The sequence below is a fragment of the Klebsiella sp. 1SOBk10mer genome (assembly GCF_046602535.1).
Lineage (GTDB): Bacteria > Pseudomonadota > Gammaproteobacteria > Enterobacterales > Enterobacteriaceae > Klebsiella > Klebsiella quasipneumoniae.
On the sequence record NZ_JBKIUP010000001.1, the window covers coordinates 1075370 to 1099403 of the forward strand.

At 57.6% G+C, this 24034-nt stretch carries 28 protein-coding genes; 12 read left to right on the top strand and 16 right to left on the bottom strand.

All coding sequences use genetic code 11. The annotated features are described in order from the left end of the window. The first annotated feature begins 268 nt into the window (after positions 1 to 268). From anmK to pdxY, 6 genes are all read left to right on the top strand, one after another. The gene (gene anmK, locus ACLH1I_RS05225; RefSeq protein ID WP_062914275.1) at positions 269 to 1393 is read left to right on the top strand and encodes an anhydro-N-acetylmuramic acid kinase; all 1125 of its coding nucleotides are present in this window, start codon (positions 269 to 271) and stop codon (positions 1391 to 1393) included. A gap of 92 nt (positions 1394 to 1485) precedes the next feature. Continuing rightward, positions 1486 to 1809 carry a C-type lysozyme inhibitor gene (gene mliC / locus ACLH1I_RS05230; protein WP_004202862.1) on the top strand — a complete coding sequence of 108 codons (324 nt, stop codon included), beginning with the start codon at positions 1486 to 1488 and terminating at the stop codon, positions 1807 to 1809. 57 nt (positions 1810 to 1866) lie between these two features. Continuing rightward, positions 1867 to 2523, top strand: coding sequence for a pyridoxamine 5'-phosphate oxidase (pdxH, locus tag ACLH1I_RS05235; protein ID WP_025710831.1), 657 nt, complete (start codon positions 1867 to 1869; stop codon positions 2521 to 2523). Beyond that, positions 2524 to 2661: a hypothetical protein gene (locus ACLH1I_RS05240; RefSeq protein WP_017901085.1), complete on the top strand. Its 138-nt coding sequence runs from the start codon at positions 2524 to 2526 to the stop codon at positions 2659 to 2661. It begins immediately after the preceding gene. Continuing rightward, entirely contained in the window at positions 2648 to 3922 is a 1275-nt protein-coding gene (gene tyrS, locus ACLH1I_RS05245) for a tyrosine--tRNA ligase (RefSeq protein ID WP_004175868.1), read from the top strand. The genes ACLH1I_RS05240 and tyrS overlap by 14 nt, the downstream gene beginning before the upstream one ends. Positions 3923 to 3983: 61 nt before the next feature. Continuing rightward, positions 3984 to 4844: a pyridoxal kinase PdxY gene (pdxY, locus tag ACLH1I_RS05250; protein WP_004202858.1), complete on the top strand. Its 861-nt coding sequence runs from the start codon at positions 3984 to 3986 to the stop codon at positions 4842 to 4844. A 42-nt stretch (positions 4845 to 4886) separates the two neighbouring features. Here pdxY and gstA read toward each other — a convergent pair whose 3' ends face one another. The 13 genes from gstA to blr all read right to left on the bottom strand — a co-directional run bounded on the left by gstA (position 4887) and on the right by blr (position 16693). Further along, positions 4887 to 5492 carry a glutathione transferase GstA gene (gene gstA / locus ACLH1I_RS05255; RefSeq protein WP_004202856.1) on the bottom strand — a complete coding sequence of 202 codons (606 nt, stop codon included), beginning with the start codon at positions 5490 to 5492 and terminating at the stop codon, positions 4887 to 4889. A gap of 110 nt (positions 5493 to 5602) precedes the next feature. Continuing rightward, positions 5603 to 7108 carry a dipeptide/tripeptide permease DtpA gene (gene dtpA, locus ACLH1I_RS05260; protein WP_004202855.1) on the bottom strand — a complete coding sequence of 502 codons (1506 nt, stop codon included), beginning with the start codon at positions 7106 to 7108 and terminating at the stop codon, positions 5603 to 5605. 602 nt (positions 7109 to 7710) lie between these two features. Then, on the bottom strand, positions 7711 to 8346 hold the full coding sequence (gene nth / locus ACLH1I_RS05265; protein ID WP_023289926.1) for an endonuclease III: 636 nt from the start codon (positions 8344 to 8346) through the stop codon (positions 7711 to 7713). 1 nt (position 8347) lies between these two features. Then, the gene (locus ACLH1I_RS05270) at positions 8348 to 9046 is read right to left on the bottom strand and encodes an electron transport complex subunit E (protein WP_017900824.1); all 699 of its coding nucleotides are present in this window, start codon (positions 9044 to 9046) and stop codon (positions 8348 to 8350) included. A gap of 2 nt (positions 9047 to 9048) precedes the next feature. Then, the gene (gene rsxG / locus ACLH1I_RS05275) at positions 9049 to 9669 is read right to left on the bottom strand and encodes an electron transport complex subunit RsxG (protein ID WP_004202852.1); all 621 of its coding nucleotides are present in this window, start codon (positions 9667 to 9669) and stop codon (positions 9049 to 9051) included. Between the two features lie 10 nt (positions 9670 to 9679). Beyond that, entirely contained in the window at positions 9680 to 10732 is a 1053-nt protein-coding gene (gene rsxD / locus ACLH1I_RS05280; RefSeq protein WP_049004654.1) for an electron transport complex subunit RsxD, read from the bottom strand. Further along, the gene (gene rsxC, locus ACLH1I_RS05285) at positions 10733 to 12892 is read right to left on the bottom strand and encodes an electron transport complex subunit RsxC (RefSeq protein ID WP_151628651.1); all 2160 of its coding nucleotides are present in this window, start codon (positions 12890 to 12892) and stop codon (positions 10733 to 10735) included. Next, the gene (rsxB, locus tag ACLH1I_RS05290) at positions 12885 to 13463 is read right to left on the bottom strand and encodes an electron transport complex subunit RsxB (RefSeq protein WP_004202846.1); all 579 of its coding nucleotides are present in this window, start codon (positions 13461 to 13463) and stop codon (positions 12885 to 12887) included. The genes rsxC and rsxB overlap by 8 nt, the downstream gene beginning before the upstream one ends. Next, complete coding sequence (gene rsxA, locus ACLH1I_RS05295; RefSeq protein WP_002907658.1) at positions 13463 to 14044, bottom strand: electron transport complex subunit RsxA; 582 nt, start codon at positions 14042 to 14044, stop codon at positions 13463 to 13465. The genes rsxB and rsxA overlap by 1 nt, the downstream gene beginning before the upstream one ends. A gap of 78 nt (positions 14045 to 14122) precedes the next feature. Then, the gene (locus ACLH1I_RS05300) at positions 14123 to 14563 is read right to left on the bottom strand and encodes a DUF2569 domain-containing protein (protein WP_004202845.1); all 441 of its coding nucleotides are present in this window, start codon (positions 14561 to 14563) and stop codon (positions 14123 to 14125) included. Positions 14564 to 14638: 75 nt separating this feature from the next. Next, complete coding sequence (ydgT, locus tag ACLH1I_RS05305) at positions 14639 to 14854, bottom strand: transcription modulator YdgT (protein ID WP_004202843.1); 216 nt, start codon at positions 14852 to 14854, stop codon at positions 14639 to 14641. 215 nt (positions 14855 to 15069) lie between these two features. After that, positions 15070 to 16440, bottom strand: coding sequence for a GH1 family beta-glucosidase (locus ACLH1I_RS05310; RefSeq protein WP_060655927.1), 1371 nt, complete (start codon positions 16438 to 16440; stop codon positions 15070 to 15072). 115 nt (positions 16441 to 16555) lie between these two features. Further along, on the bottom strand, positions 16556 to 16693 hold the full coding sequence (gene blr, locus ACLH1I_RS05315) for a division septum protein Blr (RefSeq protein ID WP_012541534.1): 138 nt from the start codon (positions 16691 to 16693) through the stop codon (positions 16556 to 16558). A gap of 190 nt (positions 16694 to 16883) precedes the next feature. Between blr and ACLH1I_RS05320 the strand changes: the two genes are divergently transcribed. Further along, positions 16884 to 17924, top strand: a complete 1041-nt coding sequence (locus ACLH1I_RS05320) for an oxidoreductase (protein WP_004202837.1) — start codon at positions 16884 to 16886, stop codon at positions 17922 to 17924. Between the two features lie 35 nt (positions 17925 to 17959). On the opposite strand, the gene add is transcribed toward ACLH1I_RS05320, so the two are convergent. Beyond that, positions 17960 to 18961 (bottom strand): adenosine deaminase, encoded by a 1002-nt coding sequence (add, locus tag ACLH1I_RS05325; protein ID WP_004202835.1) that lies wholly within the window; start codon positions 18959 to 18961, stop codon positions 17960 to 17962. Positions 18962 to 19118: 157 nt separating this feature from the next. Further along, the gene (locus ACLH1I_RS05330) at positions 19119 to 20273 is read right to left on the bottom strand and encodes an MFS transporter (protein ID WP_025999263.1); all 1155 of its coding nucleotides are present in this window, start codon (positions 20271 to 20273) and stop codon (positions 19119 to 19121) included. Positions 20274 to 20467: 194 nt separating this feature from the next. Between ACLH1I_RS05330 and ACLH1I_RS05335 the strand changes: the two genes are divergently transcribed. Continuing rightward, positions 20468 to 20932, top strand: coding sequence for a winged helix-turn-helix transcriptional regulator (locus ACLH1I_RS05335; protein ID WP_017900466.1), 465 nt, complete (start codon positions 20468 to 20470; stop codon positions 20930 to 20932). A 230-nt stretch (positions 20933 to 21162) separates the two neighbouring features. Beyond that, complete coding sequence (locus tag ACLH1I_RS05340; protein WP_004202827.1) at positions 21163 to 21348, top strand: hypothetical protein; 186 nt, start codon at positions 21163 to 21165, stop codon at positions 21346 to 21348. A gap of 9 nt (positions 21349 to 21357) precedes the next feature. Here the strand turns inward: ACLH1I_RS05340 and ACLH1I_RS05345 are convergent, their stop codons facing one another. After that, positions 21358 to 21726, bottom strand: coding sequence for a hypothetical protein (locus tag ACLH1I_RS05345; protein ID WP_004202826.1), 369 nt, complete (start codon positions 21724 to 21726; stop codon positions 21358 to 21360). Between the two features lie 243 nt (positions 21727 to 21969). Here ACLH1I_RS05345 and cybB point away from each other — a divergent pair, with 243 nt between their 5' ends. The 3 genes from cybB (at position 21970) to ACLH1I_RS05360 (ending at position 24020) form a co-directional block, all read left to right on the top strand. Next, the gene (gene cybB, locus ACLH1I_RS05350) at positions 21970 to 22497 is read left to right on the top strand and encodes a cytochrome b561 (RefSeq protein ID WP_004202824.1); all 528 of its coding nucleotides are present in this window, start codon (positions 21970 to 21972) and stop codon (positions 22495 to 22497) included. A 104-nt stretch (positions 22498 to 22601) separates the two neighbouring features. After that, a complete protein-coding gene (locus ACLH1I_RS05355; RefSeq protein WP_004202822.1) occupies positions 22602 to 22877 on the top strand; it encodes a metal/formaldehyde-sensitive transcriptional repressor in 276 nt (91 codons plus the stop codon). A 24-nt stretch (positions 22878 to 22901) separates the two neighbouring features. Beyond that, complete coding sequence (locus ACLH1I_RS05360; RefSeq protein ID WP_004202819.1) at positions 22902 to 24020, top strand: S-(hydroxymethyl)glutathione dehydrogenase/class III alcohol dehydrogenase; 1119 nt, start codon at positions 22902 to 22904, stop codon at positions 24018 to 24020. Positions 24021 to 24034 lie beyond the last annotated feature (14 nt).

Below are 24034 nucleotides of genomic sequence, written 5' to 3' on the forward strand. Positions count from 1 at the left end.
TTATGAATCTCCTGTTCACCGAAGGTGTTCAATTGAACGTCCATGCGGTTAATTATATGGCATTTAGTCGTCGGCGGGCATAGCTTCCCCCCGGGATATACAAAAAATAATAATTAATGGTGCTTCAACCTAAACTAAACGCCGGTTCTTTACGATGTTCTCCGAAATGTCTCTCTATTGTTAAAAAGTATTATTACAACATAGCATTAGCAGACACTTTATGATGGAGTGAGACGCATACGAGGGTCATGGAATGAAGGAAAAACGTATGAGATCGGGTCGCTTTATTGGCGTTATGTCGGGTACCAGCCTTGATGGTATTGATGTCGTTTTAGCCGCTATCAACGAAAACATGGTGGCGCAGCAGGCCAGTCTCACCTGGCCCATCCCACACGCGATAAAAGAAGAGATCCTGGCGATTTGTCAGGGCCAGTCGCTGACCCTCTCGCAGCTGGGGCGTTTGGATACCCGCCTCGGAAGGCTGTTTGCCGAGGCCGTGCTGGCGCTGATGCGTCAGGAAAGTCTCAAACCCGCGGACGTCATCGCCATCGGCTGTCATGGGCAGACTGTATGGCACGAGCCGCAGGGCGATGCCCCGCACACGCTGCAAATTGGCGATAACAACCAGATCGCCGCCCATACCGGCGTCACTGTGGTGGGGGATTTCCGTCGGCGTGATATGGCGCTTGGCGGACAGGGGGCGCCGCTGGTGCCGGCTTTTCATCATGCGCTGCTGGCGCACCCCGTTGAGCGGCGGATGGTGCTGAATATCGGCGGGATCGCTAATGTGTCGCTTCTGGTGCCGGGCCAGCCGGTGCGCGGCTATGATACCGGGCCGGGCAATATGTTGCTGGACGCCTGGATCTGGCGTAAGCAAGGTAAACCTTACGATAAAGACGCCCAATGGGCCAGTGAAGGCAAAGTGATCCTGCCGCTGCTGCAGGATATGCTGAGCGATCCGTGGTTTGCCTTGCCGGCGCCGAAAAGCACCGGTCGGGAATATTTCAATTACGGCTGGCTGGAGCAGCATCTGGCTCGTTACCCTGGGCTGTGCGGACAGGATGTGCAGGCAACCCTCGTGGAATTAACCGCCGTGACCATCAGTGAGCAGGTATTGTTAAGCGGTGGCTGCGAGCGTTTGTTAGTGTGCGGCGGCGGCGCGCGTAACCCATTGTTAATGGCGCGCCTGGCGGCCCTGCTGCCGGGAACCGAAGTCTCCACCACCGATGAAGCGGGGATCAGCGGCGATGATATGGAAGCGCTGGCCTTTGCCTGGCTGGCCTGGCGCACCATCGCTGGCCTGCCGGGGAATCTGCCCTCTGTGACTGGCGCCAGCGAAGCCACGGTGCTGGGCGCCATTTTCCCTGCTAACCCGCCGCAGAATCGGAGTTAACTGAAATCTTAAATACGACGCGACCGGTAAACTGGACAAGTTAAGCGGAGGGCGGAGTGCCCTCCGTGACCGGGAAAGTCGAAGGCAAACGAATGAAAAAAATTCTTATCGCAGTTGTACCTTTTATGCTGGCGGGCTGTAGCTACTACAACCAGTTTGTCGAGCGGATGCAGACGGACACGCTGGAGTATCAATGCGACCAGAAACCGTTGACGGTCCATCGCAATAACTCACGCCAGCAGGTGAGTTTTATCTATGACAACCAGCAGCTGAATCTGTCAGAGGGGCTGTCGGCTTCCGGAGCGCGCTACACCGACGGCGTCTATGTCTTCTGGTCGAAAGGCGATACCGCCACCGTCTATAAGCGCGACCGCATCGTTCTCGATAACTGCCAGCTGCAGACCGCCAAACGTTGAGATTTCTGTCCGGGGGGCGCACAATAGCGCCACCTTATGACTATATCCTCAATGGCCATGTCTGATAACGACGAACTCCAGCAAATCGCGCACTTGCGCCGTGAATACACCCGTGGCGGTTTGCGTCGCCACGATCTTCCTGCTGAACCTCTGCCGCTGTTTGAGCGCTGGCTGCGTCAGGCCTGCGACGCGAAACTCGCCGACCCGACGGCCATGGTGGTTGCCACCGTTGATGAACGCGGCCAACCTTATCAGCGTATTGTGCTGCTAAAGCATTACGACGAAAAAGGGCTGGTGTTTTATACCAACCTTGGCAGCCGCAAAGCCCATCAGATTGAAAATAACCCGCAGGTCAGTCTGCTGTTTCCGTGGCATATGCTGGAGCGCCAGGTGATGGTGATCGGCAAAGCGGAACGCCTGTCCACGCTGGAGGTGGTCAAATATTTCCACAGTCGCCCGCGCGACAGCCAGATCGGCGCCTGGGTCTCGAAGCAGTCGAGTCGGATCTCTGCTCGGGGTATCCTGGAGAGCAAATTCCTCGAGCTGAAGCAGAAATTCCAGCAGGGTGAAGTACCGCTGCCGAGTTTCTGGGGCGGATTCCGCGTCAGCATTGAGCAGATGGAGTTCTGGCAGGGGGGCGAACATCGCCTGCACGATCGCTTTTTATACCAGCGCGATAACGGCGCCTGGAAAATAGACCGCCTGGCACCGTAATTGCCGAAATTAGTTATCGAAGCGCTGGCGCTGAAAGGGCCGGCGCTTTATTCTATGTACTTTTCGCATCTGGCGAAAAGTCGTGTACCGGCAGAGGTGCAGTCGTTTATACATGGAGAATTTGATGGCAAGCAGTAACTTGATTAAACAATTGCAAGAGCGGGGGCTGGTAGCCCAGGTGACGGACGAGGAAGCGTTAGCAGAGCGACTGGCGCAAGGCCCGATCGCGCTCTATTGCGGCTTCGATCCTACCGCTGACAGCTTGCATTTGGGGCATCTTGTTCCATTGTTATGCCTGAAACGCTTCCAGCAGGCAGGTCATAAACCTGTGGCGCTGGTGGGCGGCGCTACCGGTCTGATTGGCGACCCAAGCTTTAAAGCCGCTGAGCGTAAGCTGAATACCGAGGATACCGTGCAGGAGTGGGTGGATAAAATCCGCAAACAGGTAGCCCCGTTCCTTGATTTTGACTGCGGCGACAACTCGGCGATCGCGGCGAACAACTATGACTGGTTTGGCAGCATGAACGTGCTGACCTTCCTCCGCGATATCGGTAAACACTTCTCTGTTAACCAGATGATCAATAAAGAAGCGGTGAAGCAGCGCCTGAATCGTGACGATCAGGGCATCTCCTTTACCGAGTTCTCCTACAATCTGCTGCAGGGTTACGACTTCGCCTGTCTGAACAAACTGCATGGCGTGGCGCTGCAGATTGGCGGCTCCGACCAGTGGGGCAACATTACCTCCGGTATCGATCTGACCCGTCGTCTGCACCAGAACCAGGTGTTTGGCCTCACCGTGCCGCTGATTACCAAAGCGGACGGCACCAAGTTCGGTAAAACCGAGGGCGGCGCCGTGTGGCTGGATCCGAAAAAGACCAGTCCGTATAAATTCTATCAGTTCTGGATCAACACCGCGGATGCTGACGTCTATCGCTTCCTCAAGTTCTTCACCTTCATGGACATTGCAGAGATCAATGCCCTGGAAGAAGAAGATAAAAACAGCGGTAAAGCGCCGCGCGCCCAGTACGTGCTGGCAGAGCAGGTGACGCGTCTGGTGCATGGCGAAGAGGGTCTGGAAGCGGCGAAACGCATTACCGAGAGCCTGTTCAACGGCAACCTGAGCGACCTCAGCGAAGCTGACTTCGAACAGCTGGCTCAGGACGGCGTGCCGATGATCGAGATGGAAAAAGGCGCCGATCTGCTGCAGGCGCTGGTGGATTCCGAGCTGCAGCCGTCCCGCGGCCAGGCGCGTAAAACCGTCGCCTCTAACGCGGTGACCATCAACGGTGAAAAACAGGCCGATCCGGAATATGTTTTTGCTGACAGCGATCGCCTGTTTGGCCGCTACACCTTGCTGCGCCGCGGTAAGAAGAATTACTGCCTGGTCTGCTGGAAATAAAAAAATACTACCAGGGCGTGGGAAACCACGCCCTTTTTCTTTTTAGGGTTGTGGTAAGAAAATGAAGAACATCCTCGCCATTCAGTCTCACGTAGTGTTTGGCCACGCCGGCAACAGTGCCGCCGAGTTCCCGATGCGCCGCCTGGGCGCCAATGTCTGGCCCCTCAATACCGTACAGTTCTCTAACCATACGCAGTACGGCAAATGGACCGGCTGTGTGATGCCGCCTTCGCACCTGACGGAGATCGTCCAGGGCATCGCCGACATTGACAAGCTGCAGACCTGCGATGCGGTACTGAGCGGCTATCTCGGATCTGCTGAACAGGGCGAGCATATCCTGGGCATCGTGCGTCAGGTAAAAGCGGCCAATCCGGAGGCGAAGTATTTTTGTGACCCGGTGATGGGCCATCCGGAAAAGGGCTGCATCGTCGCCCCGGGCGTGGCGGAATTCCACGTGCGCTACGCGCTGCCGGCCAGCGATATCATTGCGCCTAATCTGGTGGAGCTGGAGATCCTCTGCGGTCATCCGGTCGCCAGCGTGAGCGAGGCGGTGGCCGCCGCGCGGGAGCTGATTGTCCAGGGGCCGGAGGTAGTGCTGGTTAAGCATCTTTCCCGCGCCGGCATGAGCATGGACCGCTTTGAGATGCTGCTGGTGACCGCAGAGGAAGCCTGGCATATCAGCCGGCCGCTGGTGGATTTTGGCCTGCGTCAGCCGGTGGGCGTTGGTGATGTGACCAGCGGTCTGCTGTTGGTGAAACTGCTGCAGGGCGCCAGCCTGCGCGACGCGCTTGAGCACGTCACCGCCGCGGTGTACGAGATCATGTTGACCACCAAAAACATGCAGGAGTATGAACTGCAGGTGGTGGCGGCGCAGGATCGTATTGCCGTGCCGGAGCACTGCTTCAGCGCTACCCGGCTGTAACTTTCTGACTCTGCCCGGCAGACCGCCGGGCAGAGTCTGGTCTTACTTTAAGCCTTCCGCCGCCAGTGCGTCAGCCACTGCCGGACGCGCCGCCACCTGCGCCATCCAGCTGCCGATATGACCGCAGGCGGCCATATCCAGTTTAATCGCATAGCCCCAGCGCAGCACCGTGAACAGATAACCATCGGCGATGGTGAAGCGATGGCCGGTCAGCCACTGTTTATCCGCCAGCGAGGCATCCACGTACTGCAGTTTTTTCTCGAGCAACGCGCGGGCAACGGGCTTATAGTCTTCCGGGGTGTCCGGGCGGAACAGCGGCGTAAAGCCTTTATGCAGTTCGGTAGCCACGTAGTTCAGCCATTCCAGGGTCTGGTAACGGGCAACGGAGCCCACGGGCGCCAGCAGATGGCGGTCCGGCACCTGATCGGCGATGTACTGCATAATAGCCACGCCCTCGGTGAGCAGGATGTCATCATCCAGCAGCAGCGCCGGCACCTGACCTTTCGGGTTGATCAGCAGATAATCTTCCCCGTTTTCCAGCTGTTTCCTTGCCAGATCCACGCTCTGCAAAGTGAAATCCAGGCCGCTTTCGCGCAGGGCGATGTGTGAGGCGAGGGAACAGGCGCCGGGTTTGTAGAACAGTTTCATGCGTTACTCCTCGTGGCTGCAGTTTTCTGTATGTTAGTCCCGCCAGGGGTAAAAAAAAAGCCGCTAACCTAACGTTAGCGGCTTAAAAATAATTGGTTTTCCCTGCGGCGTCAGGCTGCCGCGGTTTCGCGTGCTTTTACGTCCGCGCTGTCGTCCTGAGTCATTCGGTTCAGCTTCGGCGCGGTCAGCAGCATCAGGGCGGCGATGACTGCGGTGACGATACCGATCTGCAGGAACACGTGGCCGTACACTTCCAGCGACACCAGCGGATCGGTGACGTTTTCCGGTACCGCCATCAGGTTGGCGATTTTCCCGGCGATGATTGCCGCACCGGCGGTGGTGAGGAACCAGCTGCCCATAATGAAGCCCATCAGACGCTGAGGAACCAGCTGAGCGACCATCGCCAGGCCGAGGCCGGAAATCATCAGCTCACCGATAGACTGCAGCGCATAGCTCAGGATCAGCCAGTTAACCGAGACGATACCAGCGTCGCTGGCGAACTTCGCCCCTAAAGGCAGGACGAGGAACGCGCCGGAGCACAGCACCATACCGATAGCGAACTTGTGCGGCATCGGCAGGCGGTCGCCCATCTTGTTATAGATGGCGGCCAGAATAGGGCTACCAATCATGATCCAGAACGGGTTCAGCGCCTGATACTGTTCCGGCTCGAAGGCGATGCCGAGGATCGAGTGCTCCACGTTGCGGATAGCGAAGAAGTTCAGAGAGGTTGGCATCTGGCTGTACAGTACGAAGAAGACGATCGCTTCTACCATCAGCAGGAAGGCGACGATCATTTTCCGACGCGCGGCGCCTTTCAGGCCCATCGCTTCTTTGGCGAAAATCACCACGATACCCAGCGCGATGACGCCCAGCGCCATGCGTGCGATACCCTGGTTGTGCAGCAGCCAGGTCGCGATAGCGACCAGCACCACCACGCCAGCGATGGTCGCCAGCAGTTTACCCATATGCACCGGGGCAAAGTCCGGTTTCGAACCGTACTGTTTCACCCATTTCTGGCAGAAGGCGAAGTTGATGATAGTGATCACCATCCCCACCACGCTCAGGGCGAAGGCGACGCTCCAGCCGAAACGCGCGGCCAGCCACGGAGTTGCCAGCATCGAGAAGAACGAACCGATGTTGATGGACATGTAGTACATGGTAAATGCACCGTCCAGACGCGGGTCGTTTTTGTCATAGCAGGTAGAGAGCAGGGAAGACGGGTTGGCTTTAAACAGGCCGTTACCGACGGCGATTGTCGCCATACCCATATAGACGATAGCGGCGTCATGGCCGGACCAGGCGACCAGCGCATAGCCGATGGCCAACACGATAGCGCCCAGCATAATGACGCGTTTGGTACCCAGCACTTTATCGCCCAGCCAGCCGCCAATGGCGACCAGGCCATAAACCAGCGCGCTAAAGGAGGAGAACAGAGTAATGGAATCCGCTTCCGACATACCCAGCTGTTTTACCAGGTAAACGGCCATGATCCCTTGCAGGCCGTAGTAACCAAAACGCTCCCACAACTCGATCGAGAAAATGAGATAGAACGCGCGTGGTTGTTTGAAAGCGTTCAGACTCACGCTTTCTGCTGGTTTATTGTTTGCAGTAGACACATATACCTCTTTTTTTACATCCCATATTTACTGGGGGGTGTTCGGGGCGCAATCTCGTTGGACCGCCGCCTTTATAGTTATTCTTGGAGGGAAAACGGCAGGTAATGTTCACTATCCTGGCGCATCAGGCAAGGCTTTTGTAATAATCTGTTACACATAATCAGGGTGGCATAATGCTCCGGACATATGAATGTTATCCAGAGTTAAATTTCACCGTTACGTTATCGTTGATATTTTTATCTTTTTGATTGCCCGCTTTTCGCCAAAACGGCGATATATTCTGCTGATCGCGCAGTGAGGTAGTGATATGGTCCATTATCCTAAAAATTCATGGGCTATTATCCTGGTGATCTTTGCTCAACCGTTGTATTACCTGACTTTAATTTCCATTTTCATAACATTCGTTCAACATTGAGTTGCGAGCATGATCTTGATCACAAATGTATAGAAATTTTGCGTTGATAAAAAATGAATGAGCTAGTTGTTTGTTATATAACCGGATAATTGCCCAGCAAAATGCGGTTTATGCGGTGTTAACGGCGGGTTAAATAGCTAAATGCGGACCATAACCCAGAGTGAGGCTATGGTCGTGAGAAAGGCGCTCAGGCGTAGACTTTGTCTTTGAATTCGCAAAGGTCTTCAATCAGGCAAGAGCCGCAGCGCGGCTTGCGAGCGATACAGGTGTAACGGCCGTGCAGAATAAGCCAGTGATGGCAGTCGACCTTAAACTCGGCGGGAACGACCTTCAGAAGCTTCTCTTCAACCTGTTCGACGTTTTTCCCGGGAGCGAATTGCGTCCGGTTGCAAACACGGAAGATATGGGTATCCACGGCGATCGTCGGCCAGCCAAAGGCGGTATTCAGCACCACGTTGGCGGTTTTGCGGCCCACGCCGGGCAATGCCTCCAGCGCCGCTCTGTCCTCTGGTACCTCGCCGTTGTGCTGCTCCAGCAGGATACGGCAGGTTTTGATGACGTTTTCCGCTTTGCTGTTAAACAGGCCGATGGTCTTGATATAGGATTTCACGCCCTCCACCCCCAGCGCCAGCATCGCCGCGGGCGTGTTGGCCACCGGGTAGAGTTTGGCTGTCGCTTTATTGACGCTCACGTCGGTTGCCTGCGCCGAGAGCAGGACGGCAATCAGCAGCTCAAACGGCGAGCTGAAGTGCAGCTCGGTGGTGGGGTGGGGATCATTGTCCCGCAGCCTGGTCAGGATCGCCAGGCGTTTGGCTTTGTTCATGTTACGCTTTCCCTGTCGCGTCAGACGGGGCGACAGCGTCGGCCCGGGCCGCCTGCGCCTTCCGCTGCTTGCTACGTTCATCGATAAGGTATTTTACCGCCAGCATCATGCCGAGGCCAATAAAGGCGCCTGGCGGCAGCATAGCCAGCAGGAAAGGGGTGTCCGTATGGAAAACCTCGATGCGCAGCACCTTTGCCCAGCTGCCAAGCAGGCTGTCGGCGCCGTCAAACAGCGTGCCATTGCCGAGGATTTCGCGCAGGGAGCCCAGCACGAACATCGCGCAGGTGGCCCCCATACCGATAGAGAAACCGTCCAGCGCCGACAGCGCCGGCCCTTTTTTGGCGGCAAAGGCTTCGGCACGGCCTACCACGATGCAGTTGGTGACGATAAGCGGGATAAATATCCCCAGAGACTGATACAGACCGAACGCATAAGCGTTGATCAGCATCTGCACCACGCTCACTACCGAGGCGATGATCATCACGTAGATCGGGATGCGGATCTCCGCCGGGGTCCAGCGGCGCAGGCTGGAGATGGTCAGGTTGGTCAGGGTCAGCACCAGGGTGGTCGCCAGACCCAGCCCAAGGGCGTTGGTGGCCGTCGAGGTGACTGCCAGCAGGGGACACATCCCTAACAGCTGAACCAGAGCGGAGTTGTTTTTCCACAGACCCTGGACGATGACGTCTTTAACTTCGCTCATGGTTACTCTCCACAGGCGCTGAATTCAGGAAGTTGCGCAGGCAGCGTTTGTGCATACAGGCCTGCGCGCTTAACGGCATTGACCACCGCCCGGGGGGTGATGGTGGCGCCGGTGAACTGGTCAAAATCGCCGCCGTCTTTTTTGACCGCCCAATGGCTGTCGCCCTGACCGTGGATGACTTTCCCGGCAAAATGGGTGATCCAGTCCGACAGGCGAAGCTCGATTTTATCCCCCAGACCCGGGGTCTCATGATGCTCGGTCACGCGGGTGCCGAGGACCGTGCCGCTAAAATCGGCGGCCACCAGCAGCTGGATCGCTCCGGAATAGCCGTCCGGCGCGGTGGCTTCCATGACCGCGCCAATCGGCTGGTCGTTATTTTTGGCGATCCACACTTTATGCTGGCCTTTGCCCAGCGCCGGGGCGCTGACCAGATAGCAGCTCTTGAGCAAATCGTTATTATAGCGGTCGGCAGGTAAAACCTGGTCGAATAACGCTTTCTGCTGCAGGGCCGCCTGCTGGTCGATGGTGCTTTTGGTCAGCTCATTGATCGCCGCCGTTAGCCCGGTGGAGCCGGCGGCAAAAAGCGCCAGCGTGACGCCGTGTTTTCGCATCGTTTTTAACATCATCGTTCTCTCAACGGTGGCCATACACGCGCGGGCGCGTGTAGTAATCGATCAGCGGCACGGTAATATTCGCCAGCAGAACGGCAAACGCCACACCGTCCGGGTAACCGCCGAAGCTGCGAATAAGCCACACCAGCAGGCCGGCGAGGGCGCCGAAGATCAGACGTCCGCGGTTGGTTGTCGAGGCCGTCACCGGGTCGGTCAGAATAAAGAAGGCGCCAAGCATGGTGGCCCCGGAGAATAAATGCATCTGCGGCGAGGCCAGACTCTGCGGCGAGAAGATCCAGCCGAGGGTTGCGCACAGGCCAAGGCTGACGAGGAAGCTGACCGGTATATGCCAGCGGATCGCCTTCTGCCACAGCAGGAACAGACCGCCCGCCAGCCAGGCGATATTCACCCACTGCCAGCCCAGCCCCGCCAGAACGCCGCCGTAAACCGGCAACTGCAGTACCTGCTGGACGCTATGCCCGGAATGCAGGGAGGTTTTGAAAGTATCCAGCGGGGTGGCCTGACTGATGCCGTCGATACCCAGCCGCAGGGTGGCCATGTCGTCTCCGACGGCGGTATGACCGGTGAAGATCATCTGCAGCGTATCGCTGAACGTCGGGATATGGGCGGCAATCTCGTAAGAAGGCAGCCAGGAGGTCATCTGCACCGGGAACGAAATCAGCAGCACGACATAGCCGATCATCGCCGGGTTGAAAGGGTTATGGCCGAGTCCACCGTACAACTGCTTGGCGATCACTACGGCAAAGGCGGTGCCGAGCACCACCATCCACCAGGGGGCCAGCGGCGGAATACTCACCGCCAGCAGCAGGCCGGTGAGCAGGGCGGAGTTATCCCTCAGGGTGGCCGCAACAGGCTGTTTGCGCAGTTTGAGAATAGCGGCTTCCGTTGCCCAGGCCGTCAGGGCGGCGAGGACAATCTGCAGGACGGTGCCCCAGCCGAAAAACCACGTCTGGATCACAATACCAGGCACGGCGGCGAGCAGCACCAGCAGCATAATGCGCGAGGTCTGCCGCTGGTTATGGGTATAGGGGGAGCTTGCGATTCTGAAAACCATTTATTCCTCGTTAACTGCCTGCTGTGTTGCTTTGCGCGCCTGAACGCGAGCGATCGCCGCGGCGACGGCCGCTTTGCGTGGGTCGTCATTGGCTGCGGTTGACGCTATATCCGCCTGGGCAGCCTGCTGTTCGGCTTTGCGCGCTTTGGCGCGGGCGATAGCGGCTTCCACCGCCGCCTTGCGTGGGTCGACCGGCTCGGCTGCCGGGGCTTCCGCCGGCGCGGCCTGCTGTTCGGCTTTGCGCGCTTTGGCGCGGGCGATAGCGGCCTCCACCGCGGCCTTGCGCGGGTCGACCGGCTTGGCTGGCGGGGCTTCCGCCTGGGCATCCTGCTGTTCAGCTTTGCGCGCTTTGGCGCGGGCGATAGCGGCTTCCACCGCCGCCTTGCGCGGGTCGACCGGCTCGGCTGGCGGGGTTTCCGCCGGCGCGGCCTGCTGTTCGGCTTTGCGCGCTTTGGCGCGGGCGATAGCGGCTTCCACCGCCGCTTTGCGGGGATCGGCTGCGTCGGTCGACGGGGATTCCGCCGGCGCGGCCTGCTGCTGCGCTTTACGCGCCCGGGCTTCGGCCTTCCGCGCTTCGCGGGCGGCAATCGCCTCGCTGTTGTCCGGTCTGGCGCCGGCCTGAATCACGATAGGCTGCGCGGCGTCGCGCTGTTTATCACGTACCCGGGCCAGGGCGGCGTTAATCGCATCCTGATCTTTGGCGGCTGGCTGGACGGCGGCTTTTTTATGCCGCTCGGCGCGGGCCGCTTTCTCACGCTCCAGGCGCGCCTGTCGGGCCTCGAATCGCGCCTTGGCTTCCGCAGCGCGCTGCTCTTCCAGACGAATCGCCGCGATCTCGGCTTTCTCCTGGCGGAAGTACTGCACCAGCGGAATATTACTTGGGCATACCCACGCGCACGCGCCGCATTCGATGCAGTCCGCCAGATTGTGAGCGGTGGCTTTATCGTGCTGCTGGCCTTTGCTGAACCAGTACAGCTGCTGCGGCAGCAGATCGGCCGGGCAGGCGTCGGCGCAGGCGCTACAGCGAATGCAGCCTTTTTCTTCCTGCGGCTCGCCCATTTCGCTGGCGGAGGGCGCTAACAGACAGTTGGTGATCTTCACTACCGGGACGTCGAGCCCCGGCAGAGTAAAGCCCATCAGCGGGCCGCCCATGATCACCATCGGCTCAGCGCTGGCGCAGAATCCGGCGTCGTTCAACAGATGGCGCACCGGCGTGCCAAGGCGCGCCCAGACATTGCCCGGCCGGGTTACCGCCTCGCCGGTGAGGGTGACCACGCGCTCGGTTAACGGTTCGCCGTCAATTACCGCGCGTTTCACCGCGTAGGCTGTACCGACGTTCTGCATTAGCACGCCAATGTCCGAAGAACGACCGCCGTGCGGCACCTGTTTGCCGGTGAGAATCTGGGTGAGCTGCTTGGCGCCACCGGAGGGGTATTTGGTGGGGATCACGCGCAGCGAAATGCCATGGGCGTCGCAGAGTACCGCCCGCAACATGGAGATGGCCTGCGGCTTATTGTCTTCAATGCCGATCAGCACCTCGTCAGGCTGCAGAATGTGGGCGAGGATGCGGATCCCTTCGACAATCTGCGCCGCGCAGTCCTGCATCAGGCGGTCGTCCGCCGTGATATAGGGTTCGCACTCGGCGGCGTTAATGATCAGCGTTTTAATTTTATCGCCGCCGCCGCGCAGTTTACTGCCGGTGGGGAAGCCGGCGCCGCCGAGGCCGGCAACGCCAAACTGGTGGATGCGCTCAATCAGCGCTTCACGTGTGCGGGTCTGGTAGTCGCTCCAGCCGTCGCGTTCGATCCAGCGGTCTTCGCCGTCGGCGTCAATGATCACGCTCATCTCCGCCAGCGCGGATGGATGGGCGGTGGTGTGCGGGGCGATAGCGGCAACGGTGCCGGAGGTGGGGGCGTGAACCGGCAGCATTCTTCCCCAACCGCGGGTTAGCGGCTGGCCGCGCAGCACCCGGTCACCTACTTTGACGCACAGTTCGCCTTCGGCGCCGATGTGCTGCTTCAGCGGGATCACAAAGCGCTGCGGCAGGGAAACCTGGCGCAGCGGGGTGCCGTTTGACTGGGTTTTCATCTCCGGCGGGTGAATACCGCCGTTAAAATCCCAGACTTTGTCTTTTCGGAAAGCGGAAAATAGCTTAAACATGTTGTTCCACAGGAATATTTCGCACCGGGATCGTGTGCAGATCCCATTTCCAGGTCTCCGGGGTGGTCGCCACCGGAACGAGTGAAATGCACTGGGTCGGGCAGGGGGCAACGCACAGGTTGCAGCCGGTGCATAGGTCGCTCATCACGGTATGCATGGCGCGGGTCGCCCCGACAATGGCATCCACGGGACACGCCTGAATACATTTGGTGCAGCCGATGCAGTTCGGCTCGTCAATCACGGCGAGCATGCGGGCCGGCTCGGCTGCCTGCTCGTCGCCATCGACAGGCTGCGGGTCGACGTTGAGCAAGGCGGCGATTTTTAACATCACCGCTTCACCACCCGGCGCGCAGCGATTAATTTTCTCACCCTGCACGCCCACCGCTTCCGCATAGGGGCGGCAGCCAGGGTAGCCGCACTGCCCACATTGGCTCTGCGGTAACAGTTCATCAATTTTTTCCACCACCGGGTCGTCCTGCACCGCGAAACGGCGCGACGCATACCCCAGTATTAAGCCGAAAATCAGCCCTAACAGGCTGATGGCGATCACGGCTATCCAGACTGCGCTCATTACAACTTCACCAAACCACTAAAGCCCATAAAGGCCAGAGACATTAAACCGGCGGTAATCAGCGCGATGGCATTACCGCGGAACGGCGCGGGGACATCGGCCACCACCAGACGTTCGCGGATCGCCGCGAACAGCACCATCACCAGCGAGAAGCCGACGGCGGCGGCAAAGCCGTACAGCGCCGACTGCAGGAAATTGTGGCCCAGGTTGATGTTCAGCAGCGCCACCCCGAGCACCGCGCAGTTGGTGGTGATAAGGGGCAAAAAGATGCCCAGCAGGCGATAGAGCGCCGGGCTGGTTTTACGCACCACCATCTCAGTGAACTGGACCACCACGGCGATAACCAGAATAAAGGCCAGGGTACGTAAATAAACCAGATTTAGCGGGATAAGGATCCAGGTATCAATCAGCCAGGCGCAAATAGAGGCCAGGGTCATCACGAAGGTGGTGGCGAGCCCCATCCCCATTGCGGTTTCCAGCTTTTTGGAAACCCCCATAAACGGACACAGGCCAAGGAACTTCACCAAAACGAAGTTATTGACAAGGACAGTACCGATAAAGAGCAGTAAATAATCAGCCATCATGCGACCTGAAACGAAAAAAAGCCGCTTATTATCGAATAAAACGATACCGGCGACAACAGGTTAAGTGTGGGGTTATTACGGATTAACAAAGGTCCGTTTTACCCGCTGTGAACGGCGAAAATAGGGCGCCAGCAGCGCGGCGGCCAGCAGCGGAAACAGTAGCTGACGCAGTGCAAGGACATCCGAAACGGGGGAGAAGGCAAACGCCTTTATCGCCAGCAGCAGCGTAATGAGCAGCCAGATAATATAGTGTTTCGGCACCAGCGAGCGCCGCTTGAAAAAGGCGATGGTCAGCCAGAGCGTATAAAACCACATGGCGAGGGCAAACAGCAACGAGGCGACCCACAGCGCCATGTGTCCGGTGCTCATGGCGCGCAGCAGGGCCCAGGTTTGCGGCGACATGAGGGCATTGGCAAAAAACAGCAGCGATAACGAGGCGCTCAGCAGCGCCACCAGCAACCAGGCCAGCGGTGCCAGCAGCCATCCGCCGATGCGTTCCGCAGATTGAGACGTCATGGTTCTCCCCTATTTAACGCCAGTATATAAAAGCAGGCCGGGAAGTATAAGCAACTGGCGTGAAGGATGACAGTCTTACTGCACGAATCGCCAAACGGATTTAGGCACCTGGCCCACATCGAACAATTTACCGCCGGAAACCAGCTCTGCCCGGCGGTGATCGGCGGCGCGATACATATTAACGATCTCTTCGGTGTCTGTCAGGGAGTAGTTAAGGTGATCAAATAGTTTTTCAAGACTTTCCAGCGAACTGATTTTGCGGAATTTTAATAAATAGTCCAGAACGGTCATTTTCGTATCCATTTTATAATCGGAATAATTACGTTGAATATTATCAGCATTCACTAAACCTACTCTCAACCAACGGCGCCTTCTGCCGGGGCCGCGTGGAATGTTTCAGGTTATATAAACCCATGACAAGGGGCAAAGCCAGCCTTGAAGAGCAGGGAGATGTTTAAGAATATTCTAAATCAGACCGGGCGCCGAATGGCGCCCGCAGGAGAAGATTAACGCTGTTCGCCGCGACTGGCAATAACAGATTTGTACCAATAAAAACTCTTCTTTCGTTTCCGTGCCAGATTTTGCTGGTGGTCCACATAGACAAAGCCATATTGCTTTTGATATCCGTTGAGCCAGCTAAGCAGATCGATAAACGACCAGGGATAATAGCCGCGAACGTCAGCTCCCTGCGCCAGCGCCTTTTCCAGAGCGCCAATATGGCTGCTCAGGTAGTCGATTCGCGGATCGTCGACCACCTCACCGGCAATAATCGGGTCTTTCGCTCCCAGGCCATTCTCGGTGATATAGATCGGGATATCGCCATAGCGCGCCTTGATCATCATAATGCCGTCGGTTAGCCCCTGCGGCCAGATCTCCCAGCCCCATTCGGTATAAGTGCTCTGCGGATTACGCACGAAATAGAATAACCCCTCCACGCCAGGCTCGCCGCCGGTGGGGATTTCGGGCGGCTGGGCGGATACCGTTTCCCGACGATAGTAATTCAGACCGATAAAGTCACAGCGGTTGTCTCGCAGCAGCGCGTCGTCGCCTGGAGCAAAGCGCGGTACTCCCCACAGGGCTTGAGTCTGCGCCAGCAGGGCAGCAGGATAGGTGCCTTTTAGCACCGGATCGTACAGCCAGTGGGTATGGATGGCGTCAGCCAGGTCGGTAGCCTGCCTGTCCGCCTCGCTGTCGGTGAGCGGGGTATGCGGCTGCAGCACATTGACGAAACCAATCTCGCCTGCCACGGCCATCTCGCGAAACGCCTTCACCGCCAGCGCATGGGCGATAAACACGTGATGACAGGCCTGGATGGCGCGCGCCGGATCGCGAACGGCCGGCGGATGCAGGCCGTTAATGTAGCCGTGGCCGATAAAGACGATGGTCTCGTTAAAGGTAGCCCACAGCTTCACCCGCGAACCAAAGCGGGCGTAGCACAGGCGGGCGTACTCGGCGAAGGCTTCGGCGGTGCTGCGTGCTTCCCAGCCGCCCTCATCCTGCAGGGCCTGCGGCAGGTCCCAGTGATAGAGGGTAATCATCGGCTCAATATTATGCGCCAGCAGTTCATCGATCAGATCGCTATAAAACTGCACGCCTGCTTCATTAATCTCGCCGCGCCCGGTGGGCAGCAGGCGCGGCCAGGAGATGGAAAAGCGATAGCTCTGCAGGCCCATCTCGGCCATCAACGCCACGTCTTCGCGAAAACGGTGATAGTGATCGACGGCGATATCGCCGGTGGTCCCTTCAAAGGTGGTTCCCGGCAGGTGAGAGTAGATATCCCAGATTGACGGTCCCTTACCGTCAGCGTCGTGCCCACCTTCAACCTGATACGCTGCGGTAGCGGCACCCCATAGAAAATGTTGCGGAAAAGCGGCCATGAAAAAACTCCCAGTCTGATGATAGAGGGAGTGTAATCAAAGCAAGGATAGCTGTGCAACCGGTTTCTGAAACCGGTTGCACAGTTGCGAAGCGGGTCACTGTTTCACGGCGGCGCTACTTTGTCTGCACCACATCCGCTGGCGGTGGCGACTGGTAGTTATCAATATGGTGCGCGATAACCAAAAGCAGTGCGGAAATCCCAAAAACAATCCAGCCAATAAGTTCTACAATACGAGTAAAAACAGTCGTCATAACACTTCAATATCCTTTGAACACAGTGGGAAATGTTACTCTATGGTCAGCAGATCACAAGGGGTATCTGTCTGATTTTGCACGCATGCGTTAAAACCTTAAGTGAAAAAATGATAAGTTTTATTCACGTTTTGTAAGAATATTCTCATTAGTCAGATATTGACATCAGCTGAATAAGAGAGGCGGTTAAATGAGTGATGCGATCCGGGTGGGGCTGGTGGGCTATGGCTATGCCAGCAAAACGTTTCACGCGCCATTAATCAGCGGCACGCCGGGCCTGGCGCTGACGACGGTCTCCAGCAGCGACGCGGCCAAAGTTCATGCCGACTGGCCTGGCGCGAAGGTGGTCAGTGCGGCGGGTGAATTGCTGAACGACCCTGAGATCGATCTGGTGGTCATCGCCACGCCGAACGACACCCACTTCCCACTGGCGAAAGCGGCGCTGGAGGCCGGTAAGCACGTGGTGGTGGATAAACCCTTTACCGTGACACTGTCACAGGCTCGTGAGCTGGAGAGCCTGGCGAAGCACTGTGGCCGGGTGCTGTCGGTATTTCACAATCGGCGCTGGGACAGTGATTTCTTAACGGTCAGAACGTTAATCGACGAAGGCCTGCTGGGAGAGGTGTGTTACTTCGAATCCCATTTCGACCGCTTCCGCCCGCAGGTACGCCAGCGCTGGCGGGAACAGGCGGGCCCCGGGAGTGGAATTTGGTATGATCTCGGACCGCATCTGCTCGACCAGGCGGTGGTGCTGTTTGGTCTGCCGGTGAGCATCACGGTGGATCTCGCTCAACTTCGGCCCGGCGCGCAATCCACCGACTATTTTCACGCGGTGCTGGCCTATCCACAGCGGCGGGTGGTGCTGCACGGCACATTGCTCGCCGCCGCGGAGAGCGCGCGCTTTATCGTCCACGGCTCGCGGGCCAGCTTTATCAAGTACGGTCTCGACCCGCAGGAGGAGCGGCTGAAAAATGGCGAGCGTTTGCCGCAGGAGGACTGGGGGTATGATATGCGTGACGGTACCCTGACCCGCGCCGAAGGCGACGAACGTAGCGAGGAGACATGGCTGACGCTACCGGGCAATTATCCCGCTTACTATGCCGCTATCCGCGATGCGCTCAATGGGGTGGGAGAAAACCCGGTTCCGGCCAGCGAGGCGATTCAGATCATGACCCTGCTTGAGCTCGGTATCGAGTCGGCCCGGCATCGCGCCACGCTCAGCCTTGTGTAAGAGATAGCCCGGCAGCGCGGCTGCCGGGCTGGCTATCAGCCTTTGGCCACCCGCTGAATGAGCGCGGCTTTTTCCTGTTCGCTCAGAAACGCCTGGGTCAGACCATTGATCTGGGCCTGGCGGATCTGCTCCCGGCTCAGGCCCGCCGCTGGCGCCGCCACGGTGTATTCGTGGATAATATCGACCCCCTGGACCGCCGGATCGTCAGTGTTGAGGCTCGCCAGCACGCCGTGCTCAAGGAACTGCTTCAGCGGATGCTGGGCCAGAGAGGGTACGGTGCTGGTTTGCACGTTCGAGGTGAGACAGGATTCAATCCCGATGCGGTGCTCGGCCAGATAGTCCATCAGGGCGGGATCCTGTACCGCTTTTACCCCGTGGCCGATACGCTCGGCGCCCAGCTCACGAATGGCCTGCCAGATACTTTCCGGGCCGGCCGCTTCGCCAGCGTGAACGGTGATATGCCACCCGGCATCGCGGGCCTGGTTAAAATGACTGAGGAACAGCGCCCCCGGGAAGCCCAGCTCATCGCCAGCGAGGTCGAGGGCGGTGATGCCATCGCGGTGGGCGAGCAGCGCCGCCAGCTCTTCCTGACAGGCCGCTTCGCCAAAGGTGCGGCTCAAAATGCCGATCAGGCGGGCGTCGACCTGAAAATCGCGGCACCCCTCACGTACCCCGGCGATCACTGCCTCTACCACGCCGTCAACCGGCAACTGGTGGGTCATCGCCATATAGCGTGGGGAGAAGCGCAGCTCCACGTAGTGCAGGCCATTGCGCGCCGCGTCTTCGACGTTCTCATACGCCACGCGACGGCAGGCTTCCAGCGAGGCCAGGACTTTCACCCCCCAGTCGAGCTTGGCGAGAAAACTGACCAGATCGGGCTCCAGGCTGGTGACCTGGACGTGGGGACGCAGCGTGTCAAGGGTGGTAGCGGGAAGGGTGATATTAAACTCGCGGCCAAGATCGAGGATGGTTTGGGCCCGGATGTTACCGTCAAGGTGGCGGTGAATGTCGGTTAATGGCAATGAGGAATCAATCATGGTCGCACTCTTTTTTTAGTTAAAGTGCACGTCATTATACAACATGAGCATAACTGTTTAAAAGCATTGAAAAAATCTATGCGATACAAACAGCTGGGGGCAATCAGGTCATTTTTACGCGCTTTTTGACTGGCCCCTTCAAAACAGGGGCCGAATGTCATGATCGACGCGATCCTGACCAGACAAGAAAAGCACACGCGCTGACCGCGGCACCCGCAAGGCATACCGCCTGCCATCCCCAGTGGGAATAAAGCTGTGTGGCAACGATAGCCCCTGCCGCGCTACCCAGCGAATAAAAACACATGTAAGCCCCAACCAGGCGGCTTGCCGCTGCAGGCCTGGCGGCAATGATCAGGCTCTGGTTAGAGACATGTACGGCCTGTACCGCAAAGTCCAGCGCAATGACGCCAACTAACAGCCAGAGCAAAGAGGTTTCAACATAGGCGATAGGCAGCCATGAGAGAGCCAGCAGCGCCAGCGCCAAGCCGGTAGTACGCTGAGCCCATCCCTGGTCAGCCCACTTTCCCGCTCTTGAGGCGGCCAGCACGCCAGCGATGCCGGCTAAGCCAAACATCCCCGCCTGGGTGTGCGAGAGGGAAAGGGCGGTAAGCGGCATGACCATAGTTGTCCATAGCATGCTGAAGGCGGCGAAGATAAGAAGCGCCAGGATGCCGCGCTTTCTCAGTTGCGGTTCAGTGATATATAGCTGAAACACTGACTTCAATAAGGAAAGGTAGGTGGACTTTTGTGGCTGCGATTGCTTTGAGGGCGAAGGCATGACCTTCCAGACGACACCGGCCATCAACAGCATCATACAGGCAGCCGTGAGATAAACGGCTCGCCAGCCGGCAATATCGGCTATCGCGCCTGAGATAAACCGAGACAACAGGATGCCTGAAACAATTCCGCTGGTCAGGGTACCCACCGCCTGGCCTCGTTTCTGCGGTGTCGCCAGTATTGCCACCCACGCCACCATCAACTGCACCACAACGGCCATCAGGCCAACGATCAGCATGGCGCCAAGCAGAGTGGCTATATTGGGGGATAACCCTGCTACAACTAACGCCGCCGCTGAAAGCAACAGCTGAGTCATCGCCACGTATTTACGGTTCAGCCAGTCCCCGAGCGGAACCAGGAACAGTAAGCCAATGGCATAGCCCAACTGCGTAGCGGTGATGACGCCGCCAATCATGCCTGGCGCCACCTTGAGGCTGACCGCCATCGAGTCGAGTAAAGGTTGAGCTGAATAAACGTTGGCTACCGCCAGCGCGCAGGTCAGTGAAAACAACGTCGTTATCCCTGCGGTGAGCATCGCGTCAGGGGCTGACGCGGTTTGAATTCCGTGGCCGGTACACCTGCTTGTCTTATCTTTCATAAGAGACCTTCTATCTGGTTGCTTTTTAAAACTCGTTTACCTATAGAAATAGCCATAGTGGTTTTTTTTTGCAACTGGTAAAACGGAAGATTAAGCTAGCATTAGTAGACAGATTGATGAGGAGCGCGCAGATGGCAAAACAGGAATCACTCAGAACCAGTGAATGTCCGGTGGCGAGAACGTTGGAATCAATTGGTGAACGCTGGTGCCTGATGATTATCCGCGAAGCATTTGACGATGTACGGAGATTCAGCGAGTTTCAAAAAAATTTAGGGCTGGCCAAAAATATCCTTGCCGCGCGCCTGAAGCACCTGGTCGAGATCGGTATTTTCGAGATTTTACCGGCATCGGATGGCAGCGCATATAAGGAATACGTCCTGACTGAAAAGGGGCGCTCCGTGTTTCCCATTGTTGTGGCGATGCGTCAATGGGGAGAGCGTTATATGTTTGAGCAGGGAGAAACCTACTCTGTCCTGCTGGATAACGAACACTGCCAGCCGCTTCAATATCTGGATGTGCGTTCCGCTCAGGGAGATAAATTGCAACCAGGCGACTGTCATCGCCGGCGCGTTGTATCAGATACCAGCGCCGAATAATGTCGTGAAGGGTTTGCGGGATTCTAGTGAGAATACGATCGTACCGCTAAAGGGTTGTGGAACAATCCTGACCTATTTTTTGCGCACTGCTTCTGATGCTAACTCCCCGGACGCGTAACAGTGACCCGCCGCCAGCCGCATAATCATTTACATTTATATTTTATTTGAATGTATTCATGTTACATATTAAATTCTGCTTACTTTATCGACGATGAGGCAGGGATGCGGATGTGGAAAGCGTAATCCATAATAATATTGAGGGTTTTCTGCTGTTGTTATTAAGCATGTGGCCCATTCTGCTGGTGGTATTCGTTGGCGTCGCGATCTCCTTCTATACCATGCTGTTACGCAAAACGGCGCTGGCCTGCCTGCTGTTCGCCGTCGCCATCGGCGCCGCAGGCTGGAGCTTTGCCTGACGCCAGGCCTCAGGGTTTATCCAGCAGGCTCATACTGGAGGTGGCGGCGCCATCATTCAGATTGGACGGCGAATGCCAGTCGCGACCCGCCAGGGCGCTGTCTCCCTGACCACTACTGGCGACGCTGTCCTGCTGCGTCGACAGCGTTGACCCTTCAAGCGCTTCCTCTGCCCCCGACTGGTCGGGCAGAGAACTGCTATACCCGCCATTATTCGAATACGTATCCATACCGTTGACTTCATTCGGCACCGTGTCGGTAGTGGTCCCGTCATCGTTAATGCAAAATGAGCCGCCGATGCCGTTAGGCTGACAGTCCGCGGCGAAAGTCGGGCTGGCCAGCGCGGTCAGCAGCAATAGCGGTAAGCTGATTTTCTTCATTTTCATCTCCATACGCAGCGTGGCCGACAGATGTTCTCAACTATAGAAGGGAGAGCGCGGCGGCAGGTAACAAAAATGTTTAATTTTGTAATAGCGGATGGTATCCGGCGCCCGTTTGCGTGGTCCGGGTGCAGCGGCTCAGCACAATGCGGTAATCAATTGTTAATTCAACGTAAAGGTTAATGAAAATTTAAGAGAAGGCCGCTATGTTGGCACAATCACACTTTCCATTAAGGATATTCCATGCGCGATAAATATTCCGGCCTGCAGATCGGCATCCACTGGCTGGTCTTTCTGCTGGTGGTGGTGGCCTATGCGGCGATGGAGCTGCGCGGATTTTTCCCCCGCAGCGATCGGCCGCTGATCAATATGGTTCATGTTTCCTGCGGAATCACCATTTGCGTGCTGATGGTGGCGCGTCTGCTGGTGCGGCTGAAAATGCCGACGCCGCCGATCGTGCCAAAGCCGTCACCGATGATGACTGGTTTCGCCCATCTCGGCCATCTGATTATCTATCTGCTGTTTATCGTCCTGCCGCTGATTGGCATGGTAATGATGTACTGGCGCGGGAATCCCTGGTACGCCTTTGGCCTGACGATGCCGTATGCTCCGCAGAGCGATTTTGAGCGGGTGGACACCCTGAAAGCGATCCATGAATGGTTAGCGAACGCCGGTTACTTCGTGATTGGCCTGCATGCCTTTGCTGCGCTGCTCCATCATTACTGGTGGAAAGATAATACCCTGCTGCGAATGATGCCCCGTAAGCGCTGAAGGGTTTGCTTCAACATTCAGACCCCGTCCCGCGACGGGGTTTTTTTTGCCTTTGTGGTGAATAAAATATAGTATACCCCCCTATATGATACGGAGGCGTTATCGTGCCACATTCACCTGAAGATAAAAAACGGGCGCTCAGCCGCGTACGACGCATCCGCGGCCAGGTTGAAGCCCTTGAACGCGCGCTGGAGTCCGGCGAGCCCTGTATGACTATCCTGCAGCAGATCGCCTCGATTCGCGGGGCGGCAAACGGTCTGATGGGCGAAATGGTGGAGATCCACCTGCAGGACGAGCTGGTCAGCGGCGACACCACCCCGGACCAGCGGGCCGCGAGAATGGCAGAGGTCGGTCATCTGCTACGATCCTATTTAAAATAACATCACGACGAGGAAGAGACAGTTATGAAATCACGCGCAGCAGTGGCCTTTGGCCCCGGTCAGCCGTTAAAAATCGTAGAGATTGACGTCGCGCCGCCGAAAAAAGGCGAAGTTCTGGTGAAAATCACCCATACCGGCGTGTGCCATACCGATGCTTTCACCCTTTCCGGCGACGATCCGGAAGGGGTCTTCCCGGCGGTGCTGGGCCATGAAGGCGGCGGCGTGGTCGTGGAAGTGGGCGAGGGCGTCACCAGCCTTAAGCCGGGCGATCATGTCATCCCGCTGTATACCGCCGAATGCGGCGAGTGCAAATTCTGTAAGTCGGGTAAAACCAATCTCTGTCAGGCGGTACGCGCTACCCAGGGCAAAGGGCTGATGCCGGACGGCACCACCCGTTTCTCGTATAACGGCGAACCGATTTATCACTACATGGGCACCAGCACCTTCAGCGAATACACGGTCTGCGCTGAGATCTCGCTGGCGAAAGTCAATCCGCAGGCGCCGCTGGATAAAGTGTGTCTGCTGGGCTGCGGCGTGACCACCGGTATCGGCGCGGTGCACAACACGGCGAAGGTTAAGGCCGGGGATACCGTCGCGGTCTTTGGTCTGGGCGGCATCGGCCTGGCGGTGATCCAGGGCGCTGTGCAGGCGCAAGCCGGGCGCATTCTGGCAGTCGATACCAACCCGGATAAGTTCACTCTCGCTAAAGAGATGGGGGCTACCGACTTTATCAACCCCAACGACTACGATAAGCCGATTCAGGATGTGATTGTTGAGCTGACCGACGGCGGGGTGGATTTCAGCTTCGAGTGCATCGGTAATGTCAATGTGATGCGCGCGGCGCTGGAGTGCTGCCATAAGGGCTGGGGCGAGAGCGTCATTATCGGCGTGGCCGGCGCCGGGCAGGAGATCAAGACCCGTCCGTTCCAGCTGGTGACAGGCCGCGTGTGGCGCGGCTCCGCCTTTGGCGGCGTGAAAGGCCGTAGCCAGCTGCCGGGAATGGTGGAAGACGCGATGGCGGGTAAAATTCGCCTCGACCCGTTTATTACTCATCGCCTGCCGCTGGAGCAGATTAACGAGGCCTTTGACCTGATGCATGAAGGCAAATCGATTCGCACCGTGATCCACTTTGGCGACCAGTAATCGCTAACGCGCAA

What these genes read in the sequence shown, in the direction of transcription:
- anmK (WP_062914275.1), top strand. Translation starts at nt 269, where the DNA reads ATGAGATCGGGTCGCTTTATTGGCGTTATGTCGGGTACCAGCCTTGAT.
- mliC (WP_004202862.1), top strand. Translation starts at nt 1,486, where the DNA reads ATGAAAAAAATTCTTATCGCAGTTGTACCTTTTATGCTGGCGGGCTGT.
- pdxH (WP_025710831.1), top strand. Translation starts at nt 1,867, where the DNA reads ATGTCTGATAACGACGAACTCCAGCAAATCGCGCACTTGCGCCGTGAA.
- tyrS (WP_004175868.1), top strand. Translation starts at nt 2,648, where the DNA reads ATGGCAAGCAGTAACTTGATTAAACAATTGCAAGAGCGGGGGCTGGTA.
- pdxY (WP_004202858.1), top strand. Translation starts at nt 3,984, where the DNA reads ATGAAGAACATCCTCGCCATTCAGTCTCACGTAGTGTTTGGCCACGCC.
- gstA (WP_004202856.1), bottom strand. Translation starts at nt 5,492, where the DNA reads ATGAAACTGTTCTACAAACCCGGCGCCTGTTCCCTCGCCTCACACATC.
- nth (WP_023289926.1), bottom strand. Translation starts at nt 8,346, where the DNA reads ATGAACAAAGCCAAACGCCTGGCGATCCTGACCAGGCTGCGGGACAAT.
- ACLH1I_RS05270 (WP_017900824.1), bottom strand. Translation starts at nt 9,046, where the DNA reads ATGAGCGAAGTTAAAGACGTCATCGTCCAGGGTCTGTGGAAAAACAAC.
- rsxG (WP_004202852.1), bottom strand. Translation starts at nt 9,669, where the DNA reads ATGTTAAAAACGATGCGAAAACACGGCGTCACGCTGGCGCTTTTTGCC.
- rsxD (WP_049004654.1), bottom strand. Translation starts at nt 10,732, where the DNA reads ATGGTTTTCAGAATCGCAAGCTCCCCCTATACCCATAACCAGCGGCAG.
- rsxC (WP_151628651.1), bottom strand. Translation starts at nt 12,892, where the DNA reads ATGTTTAAGCTATTTTCCGCTTTCCGAAAAGACAAAGTCTGGGATTTT.
- rsxB (WP_004202846.1), bottom strand. Translation starts at nt 13,463, where the DNA reads ATGAGCGCAGTCTGGATAGCCGTGATCGCCATCAGCCTGTTAGGGCTG.
- rsxA (WP_002907658.1), bottom strand. Translation starts at nt 14,044, where the DNA reads ATGGCTGATTATTTACTGCTCTTTATCGGTACTGTCCTTGTCAATAAC.
- ACLH1I_RS05300 (WP_004202845.1), bottom strand. Translation starts at nt 14,563, where the DNA reads ATGACGTCTCAATCTGCGGAACGCATCGGCGGATGGCTGCTGGCACCG.
- ydgT (WP_004202843.1), bottom strand. Translation starts at nt 14,854, where the DNA reads ATGACCGTTCTGGACTATTTATTAAAATTCCGCAAAATCAGTTCGCTG.
- ACLH1I_RS05310 (WP_060655927.1), bottom strand. Translation starts at nt 16,440, where the DNA reads ATGGCCGCTTTTCCGCAACATTTTCTATGGGGTGCCGCTACCGCAGCG.
- blr (WP_012541534.1), bottom strand. Translation starts at nt 16,693, where the DNA reads ATGACGACTGTTTTTACTCGTATTGTAGAACTTATTGGCTGGATTGTT.
- ACLH1I_RS05320 (WP_004202837.1), top strand. Translation starts at nt 16,884, where the DNA reads ATGAGTGATGCGATCCGGGTGGGGCTGGTGGGCTATGGCTATGCCAGC.
- add (WP_004202835.1), bottom strand. Translation starts at nt 18,961, where the DNA reads ATGATTGATTCCTCATTGCCATTAACCGACATTCACCGCCACCTTGAC.
- ACLH1I_RS05330 (WP_025999263.1), bottom strand. Translation starts at nt 20,273, where the DNA reads ATGCTCACCGCAGGGATAACGACGTTGTTTTCACTGACCTGCGCGCTG.
- ACLH1I_RS05335 (WP_017900466.1), top strand. Translation starts at nt 20,468, where the DNA reads ATGGCAAAACAGGAATCACTCAGAACCAGTGAATGTCCGGTGGCGAGA.
- ACLH1I_RS05345 (WP_004202826.1), bottom strand. Translation starts at nt 21,726, where the DNA reads ATGAAGAAAATCAGCTTACCGCTATTGCTGCTGACCGCGCTGGCCAGC.
- cybB (WP_004202824.1), top strand. Translation starts at nt 21,970, where the DNA reads ATGCGCGATAAATATTCCGGCCTGCAGATCGGCATCCACTGGCTGGTC.
- ACLH1I_RS05360 (WP_004202819.1), top strand. Translation starts at nt 22,902, where the DNA reads ATGAAATCACGCGCAGCAGTGGCCTTTGGCCCCGGTCAGCCGTTAAAA.